This is a genomic window from Algoriphagus taiwanensis (assembly GCF_036245645.1).
GTDB classification, from domain to species: Bacteria; Bacteroidota; Bacteroidia; order Cytophagales; family Cyclobacteriaceae; genus Algoriphagus; species Algoriphagus taiwanensis.
In genome coordinates, this window is record NZ_BTPE01000027.1 from 1 (window position 1) to 8,513 (window position 8,513).

3 protein-coding genes are annotated in these 8,513 nt (G+C 50.7%); all 3 read left to right on the top strand.

Annotation, left to right across the window (positions count from 1 at the left end; genetic code table 11):
- The coding region (locus AAA938_RS20055; protein WP_338230698.1) for a DUF7507 domain-containing protein at positions 1–4,859 on the top strand (4,859 nt) is incomplete at its 5' end.
- A gap of 11 nt (positions 4,860–4,870) precedes the next feature.
- Positions 4,871–5,845, top strand: a complete 975-nt coding sequence (locus AAA938_RS20060) for a PorP/SprF family type IX secretion system membrane protein (protein ID WP_338230700.1) — start codon at positions 4,871–4,873, stop codon at positions 5,843–5,845.
- Between the two features lie 2 nt (positions 5,846–5,847).
- On the top strand, positions 5,848–8,253 hold the full coding sequence (locus AAA938_RS20065; RefSeq protein WP_338230702.1) for an OmpA family protein: 2,406 nt from the start codon (positions 5,848–5,850) through the stop codon (positions 8,251–8,253).
- Positions 8,254–8,513 lie beyond the last annotated feature (260 nt).

The window sequence follows — 8,513 nt, forward strand, 5'->3', positions numbered from 1 at the left end:
AGGACATCGCGCTGGTGAAGACAGTGGCTCCTAGCGACAGCGGAGACGACTGTGTGGAAGCGGGCGACGAGTTGACCTATACGTTTGTGGTGACCAACCAGGGTAATGTGACCCTGACCAATGTGGCGATCGCTGAGGAGAGCTTCAGTGGCACGGGCACGTTTGGAGCGATCACGTTCCAGTCCAGCAGCATGAACAGTGCTGAGGGCACGTTGAAGCCGGGTGAGAGTGCGACGTATACGGCGACGTATGAAGTGACTGCGGCTGATGTCGAGGCGGGTATTGTGACCAACCAGGCAGAGGCAGAAGGCTTCTTCGGCCAGACCCGAGTGTCTGACCTGTCTGGCAGCACAGTAGATAACGATACAAGAACAGAGTTTGAGCTTTGCCAGGTACAAGGCCTGGATATCACCAAAACCGTCAAAATCAATGATGACGTCCTTAATGGAGACTTAATCTTTGAGATCACGGTGACCAATACTGGTAATGTGACCTTGTTTGATGTCTATGTTGAGGATATCCAGACAGGAGACAACTGGATCATTGATGAGCTTGCACCTAATGCAGAAGATACCCGCGAAGTAACAGTAGTCATCACTCAGGAGATGATCGATGGCAAGTGTTATGAAAATACGGCCATTGCAGAGGTTCGTGAGTATTTGGTTGATGCCAGAATAGCACCAGGTGAAGGACAAGAAATGCCTTATAGAGTGATTCTTGAGGATGAAGCCTCTGCTGAAGCTTGCTTCACTCAAGATCCTTCAATCAACATCGAGAAGACCAGCGACTTGGAGACATCCGGAGAGCAGGATTGCTTCGAGGTGACAGCAGAAGAGACAGTGATTACCTACACCTTTACGGTGACCAACACGGGTAATGTGTCACTGAGCGGCATCGAAGTGAAGGATGAAATGCCAAATCTGTCAGCGATCAGCTTTGTGGGTGGTGACACCGACGGAGATGACGAGCTGGATGTGGATGAGACCTGGACTTACGAGGCGACCTATACAGTAACGCAGGAAGATGTGGATGCAGGCTTGATCGAGAATACGGCGAGTGTAACTACAGATGACGAGACGGTATCCGATGAGGACACTTTGCTAATTGAAATATGCCAAAACGCAAATATCCAAATTGTTAAAACTGATAATGGTGCCCAGATTGATGCAGCAGATCAGGTGATTACCTACACGCTAACCGTGACCAATACCGGAAATGTGACCTTGACCAATGTGACGGTAGAGGATCCATTGACTGAATTGGATATCAATATAGGAACCTTGGCACCAGGTGCATCCACAGCAGTAAATACTGACTATGTGGTAACCCAGGATGACGTGGATGCAGGCTTTGTATTGAACACTGCCTTGACTTCTGGAGAAAGTCCTGACGGAGAAAATCCTGAGGATGACACTGAGATTGAGACGCCGATTGAGCGTAATCCAAGTATTCAGATTGTGAAGACTGCGGATGTATCGAGTGTGGATGCAGCAGGAGATGTGATAGTATACACATTGCGTGTGACCAACACAGGCAACATGACCCTGAACAGTGTGAAGATTACCGATCCGCTGACAGGCTATGACAATCTCTATGGAATGATGGTTCCAGGTCAGGTGGTTGAAGTACAGACCGTATATACTGTTACATTGGCAGACATGGAAAAAGAAGCAATTCTTAACGTGGCTACAGCTTCTGCCTTCGCAGGTCAGCAAGAAGTTTCTGACACCGACGATGAGGAAGTGGATGTGATTCAACTTCCTGCGATCCAGATCGTGAAGACTGCGGACGTATCGAGTGTGGATGCAGCAGGAGATGTGATAGTATACACATTGCGTGTGACCAACACAGGCAACATGACCCTGAACAGTGTGAAGATTACCGATCCGCTGACAGGCTATGACAATCTCTATGGAATGATGGTTCCAGGTCAGGTGGTTGAAGTACAGACCGTATATACTGTTACATTGGCAGACATGGAAAAAGAAGCAATTCTTAACGTGGCTACGGCTTCTGCTTTCGCAGGTCAGCAAGAAGTTTCTGACACCGACGATGAGGAAGTGGATGTGATTCAACTTCCTGCGATCCAGATCGTGAAGAGCGATAACGGAGCTCAGGTAGACGGAGAAGGTGATGTAATCACTTACACGCTGACCGTGACTAACACCGGCAATGTGACCCTGACCAATGTGACGGTAGAGGATCCATTGACTGGATTGGATGTCAATGTAGGAACCTTGGCTCCTGGTGCATCCACAGCAGTGAATACTGACTACGTGGTAACACAGGATGACGTGGATGCAGGCTTTGTACTGAATACTGCCCTGACCTCCGGTGACAGTCCTGATGAGGAAACACCGACCGATGAGGATGAGGAGGAAACTCCAATTGAGAGAAATCCAAGCATTCAGATCGTGAAGAGCGATAACGGAGCTCAGGTTGAAGGAGAAGGTGATGTGATCACTTACACGCTGACCGTAACCAACACCGGTAATGTGACCTTGACCAATGTAACGGTAGAGGATCCATTGACTGGATTGGATATCAATGTAGGAACCTTGGCACCGGGTGCATCCACAGCAGTGAATACTGACTACGTGGTAACACAGGATGACGTGGATGCAGGCTTTGTACTGAATACTGCCTTAACTTCCGGTGAAAGCCCAGAAGGTGAGGATGACCCTGAAGATGAAACTGAGATCGAAACTCCAATCGATAGAACATCTTCAATAACTATCACCAAGATGGCTGATGTCGACGCGGTACAGGACGAGGATGAAGTAATAAACTACACCATTGTAGTCACAAATACCGGAAACACTACTCTTACTGATGTAATAGTTTCCGATCCTTTGACTGGCTTGGAAGAGGTGATTGGAATACTTAATCCAGGTGATGCAATTGCTTTTGAGACAAGCTATACCACTACAATTGTAGATATTGCTTCACAAGAGCCGATTGTCAATGTGGCAACTGCGACATACACAGATCCTGTTACTGAAGACGAGATTTCTGAAGAAGCAGAGGAAATTGTTGAGATTGCATGTATCGACAAGACTCTTATTACAGGTGTACTTATCGATGATACAACAGGTCAACCATTGGCTGGTGTTCCAGTGACTTTGATTCCGCAAGAATCAACCCCAGGTGAACCTTTGATCTTGGTAACAGGTGCGGACGGTCGTTATACCTTCAAGGATTTTGTACCAGGTCAGTACTTACTACAAGTTCAAGATGCTAACCTGAATGCGGTTAGAGGCTTGTTCCCAGTAGAAAGCTCCTTGTTCTTTACCTTCATTGAAGTATGTAAATTCCAGACTAAGGATTTCAACTATGAGACCTACGACGGAACTGTTCTAGGAGACTTTGTTTGGTATGACATCAATCAGGACGGAATACAAAACGAGTGGTTTGATGCCAATGGTGACGGACAGGTTACCCTAAATGATCCTGCAGCAGGTCCTATTTCAATTCGAGATTGGGAATGGTTTGACCTGAACGGTGACGGTAGATATGACGGTCCTGAAAATGAAGGTGAATTGAACAAAGCCGGATTCGGTAATGATCAAAGCTTCAACATCATGGTCACTGGACCTGATGGGTACGAATCTGAAATCATCGTCGGTATCCTTGGATATTGGAGAGATAGAATCGATGAGAATAGATTCGGAGAATATACCGCAACCTTCATAGTAGATGAATTCATCCAGCAGCAAGCTTCCTTCATGGAGTCTACCGGAAAAGTAAAAGTATTGCCAAATGCAAATGGCAGAATGACTGATATCAACGGAATCAGATTCGAAGAAAGATGTGGTTTGACCACAGAGGATGAAATCACGAGAACAGTATCTGCTGGAGACCGAGTACACTTGGATATGGACTTTGGCTGGAGATGTTTGCAGGTTGAAGTTGAGATCATTGCCAACGATGATGACTTTGGATCACATTTCATCAGCTTTGGTGGGGTGATCGGAAACATCCTGGACAATGACCGATTGGAAGGTCAGCGACCAGATCCTGCAGATGTCGACTTCGAATTCACTGAGCTGGATGGTATTGTGGGTCTATTGATCAACGATAACGGCGAGCTGACTTTGATTCCAAATGTCAATGAAGTCAGAGACTACACCTTGAGATATGTACTCAGAGAGACAGACTTCCCTGAGAATAATGACGATGCCTTGGTATTCTTCAGAATTCTCAACGATAATGTTGACCTATCAGTAACGAAGACCTCTTTCGAGGTAGAGATTTACGAGGGTGACGAGTTTGAGTACGAGATAGTGGTGAGCAACATCGGAGGCACTCCGGCAACGGGCGTGACGATTACGGATGACTTGCCGACTCGAGTGACGTATTTGAGTTCACGCGTGGTGAGTGTGAGCGATCCACAGATCCAGGTAGGCAGTCCTTCGGTGAGCGGCAGCGCGGTAAGATGGGATGTTCCGTTCCTTCCGGCAGACGGAGTGATCACATTGAGGATCCGTGTACAGGCAGGAGATGCGGGTCAGATCCAGAACGTGGTGACCGTTGACAGTGAAGAGGACGACACCAACGAGCAGAACAACCGGGATATGGATGTGAACCAGGTGTTGCCGTTCCGCATTCCGAACGTGATCACGCCAAACGGAGACGGTGACAACGACACGTTTGAGATCAAGGGACTGGGCAAGTTTACGGCCAGTGAGATTGTGATTCTGAACCGATACGGAGATCATGTACTGGAGAAGAGCAATTATCAGAACGACTGGGATGCGCCGGGTCAGGTAGCGGGTACGTACTTCTACGTGCTGAAGCTGACCGACCGCAGCGGCAGAGTCCATGAGTTCCTGGGCTGGATTCAGGTAATCAAAGAATAATAAGAAGAGCCATGAAAAAGACTTTTAAAATCATAGGAATGACCCTCTTGGTAGCCGTTTTGGCTACCGGGAGTAGTTTTGGCCAGCAGCTGCCTCAGTTCAGCCAGTACATTTTCAACGGGCTGCATGTGAACCCGGGGTATGCGGGATATAAGGGAGAGCCGTATATCCAGACGACTTACCGGAGCCAGTGGATCCGATTTCCGGGCAGTCCGGAGACGTTCACGGTGACCGCGGACCTGAGTGCGAACGAGGGGACGATGGGCTTCGGGATTTCGATTTTGTCGGACAATCTGGGTCCGGCTCGTACGACTGGGGGATTGCTGACGTATTCGTACCGGATTCAGACGGGAGCGAGGAGCCACCTGGGTTTGGGCGTGAGTGCGGGAGTGACCGAGTACATGATCGATGGGGACCTGCTGGATCCGAATGATCCGAACGATGTGGAGATTCCGGAGGGCCGTGTGAACCTGTTCACTCCGAACCTGAATTCGGGTTTGTTTTTCCACACGCCGAAGTTTTATGCGGGATTCAGTGTGTACAACATGATCGGCAAGAAGGCCTTGGAGCGGGAGGATGTGGCGTTGGCGTATCATGACTTCCACTACTACCTGACAGCAGGGGCATTGCTGGAGCTGTCGGAGACGGTTTCGTTCAAGCCGAGCTTTCTGATCAAGGAAGTGAAGGGAGCGCCGACGAATTACGATCTGAACGCGATGTTTCTGTTTTACGACCGGATCTGGTTGGGGGGCAGTTACCGGAGCAACGTGAAGATCTGGAACGACAACCTGGAGGAGAACCTGAGCAGCCGGAACGCGATAGCGGCGATCATCGAGATATTTGCCACGGACCGGTTGCGTATCGGGTATGCGTATGACCATAACCTGAACGTGCTGCAGGACTACCGGAGCAACTCGCACGAGTTTTCACTGGGCTTCTATATGATACCGAGGACTTCAATGATGAAAAACCAAAGATGGTTCTGATTATGAAAAAGACACTGACACTACTGACAATAACGGCAGGCTTGCTGATCGGGACCACGGGTATAGCGGAGGCACAGAAATCGAGAGTACGCTATGCTGACGAGCAGATGGAGCTGATGAACTACCAGCATGCGCTGGACGTGTACAAGGAAGCGTACGCGAAGAAGCCCAACTACGAGACGGCGCGGAAGACGGCGCTGGCCCAGGACAAGATAAGAGACTACGGAGCTTCGTACGACTGGTGGAAGACCACGGTGAGCTACGAGGAAGCGACGGGGGATGATTACCGGGAGCTGCTGAGAGCTGGGATATTGACGGAGAACTTCGAGGAGGCGGTAGGCCTGATCCAGGCGAAGGGGATGACCGCGGACAGCCTTAGGATTGAGAAGCGGGATATTCCCCAGAGCGCAAGGAAGCTGAAGCTGGAAAACATGGAAGAGCTGAACAGCTCGGAGTCGGACTTTTCGATGGTGGAAGACGGGCAGGGGAACAAGTACTTTGTTTCGGACCGGGGGGGCAGCTATCCGGACAAGATGCCGGGTATCCGGATCGACGGTCGGAACAAGCTGTTCAGCCAGGAGAAGAGCGACTACACCGACCGGGGCTACTTCACGGTGTACCGTCAGGACAGCGAAGGCAACATCAGTGCGGTGGTGAGCGACGTGCCGAAGACGAAGAGCTTTTCGGACCCGAGCTACTCGGTGAAGGAGAAGGTGCTGTTTTACACGGTGACCCGTGATCCGGGTAAAGTGAAGCCCAGAAAGGACACGGTGATGGTGCAGGTGGAGATCTACTATAGCAAGGTGAATGCAGAAGGGAAGCTGGAAGGAGCGAAAGCCTTTCCGCTGAACGACTCACTGCGGTACTCGGTGATGCACCCGTATGTGGATGAGGAAGCCGGCAGGCTGTACTTTTCCTCGGATATGCCGGGAGGTCTGGGCGGCTATGACCTGTACTACAGCGAATACAGCGTATCGGGAGACAGCCTGCTGTTCGGCAGCGCGGTACCTTTGGGCCCCGGTGTGAATACGTCGGCCAACGAGACGTATCCGTTCCGCAAGGGGAACAAGTTTTACTTCAGTTCGACGGGTCATGAAGGCTTCGGGGGGATGGATGTGTTTGAAGCGGACTACACGGAAGCCTTAGTCAGCAATACGCGTAACATGGGCTATCCGATCAACTCGCTGGCCGATGACTTTGCCTACCGGGAAGACAAGGACCGGACGGTGTACCTGTCCTCCAACCGAAGAGGGGGCAAGGGACTGGATGACATTTACATGGCCAAGGAGATGTACAAGCAGTTTTTGGCCAGAGTGCTGGACTGCAACGGCAACGTGATCACGGAGAGCTATCTGGCCACGTTCCGGGACAAGACGCAGGGGATCATGGTGCCTACGGCCAGAAACGGCAAAGGGGAGCTGACCGCTCAGCTGGAGCCGGAGAGCGACTTTGGGATCACGATCAGCAAGCCGGGCTACTTCCCGCTGACAGACGAGACGATCACGACCAAGGGCTTCGCTGGAGACACGGTGAAGCGGGAGTACCAGCTGGTACCGATCCCGTATCAGCTGCCGGTGCACGTGGACCTGGTGTACTACGACCTGGACAAGTTTGCGATCCGCAAGGACGCGATGCCGGCCTTGGACAAGCTGGCCGAGCTGATGGAGAAATACAGCTTCCTGGACCTGCTGGTGGCCAGCCACACGGACTCCAGAGCGAGTGACGAGTACAACATCCGTCTGTCCAACAACCGGGCGAAGGCGGTGACCGAGTACCTGGGAGCGAAGGGAATCAGCTCAGACCGGATCAGGTTGGAGTGGTTTGGAGAGAGTCAGCTGGTCAACGACTGTGGGAACGGGAAACCGTGCTCGGAGGACAGCCATCAGCTGAACAGGAGATCGGAGCTGGTGCTGGAGGCGTTTCCTGACCCGACCAAGAGCTACGAGATTCCGCAGGAGCTGAAGGACATGGACTTCTGCCAGCCGGAGGATCTGTTTGAGAAGATTCAGGAGGAGATAGCGGAGATCCCGACGATCTACTTTGACTTTGACAAGTCGATGCTCAGATCGGTGTCCAAGCAGGAGCTGGAGCAGGTGGGTGCGATGCTGAGGAGACTTCCGAATCTGATGCTGTACATCGAGGGACATACCGACCAGCGGGGCAGTGACGAGTACAACGAGAAGCTGTCCGAGCGCAGAGCCGATGTGGTGAAGCAGTACCTGATCAACCGGGGTATCGAGGAAAACCGACTGGAGTACCAGTGGTTTGGGGAGACCCGGCCGGTGCACGACTGCAACAGCGTGACCTGCACGCCGGCGATGCACCAGCTGAACAGACGCACCGAGCTGAGAGTGGGCAAGAGCAGCTTCGGCTACACCGGAAGACAGAAGAAAGTGGATACGATGTGATCCGATAACCAAAAGACAAATCATCTAAAAAGGCCTCAGGAGTAATCTTGAGGCCTTTTTGCTTTATGTTCTCTTGTAATTAAATCGCGATCTAATGGTCAAAAATAGTTGGTGAAACACCATCTAATCATCTGATAATAAATTATTTACAAGGGCCTTATTGAAACCAGTTTCAATAAGGTTTTTTTGTTTCATGAAAACTTCAAAAAAAGCGGTGCTGGGCCTGTGGGTTTCTTGACTCAATCAAGTGGGGAAAACAG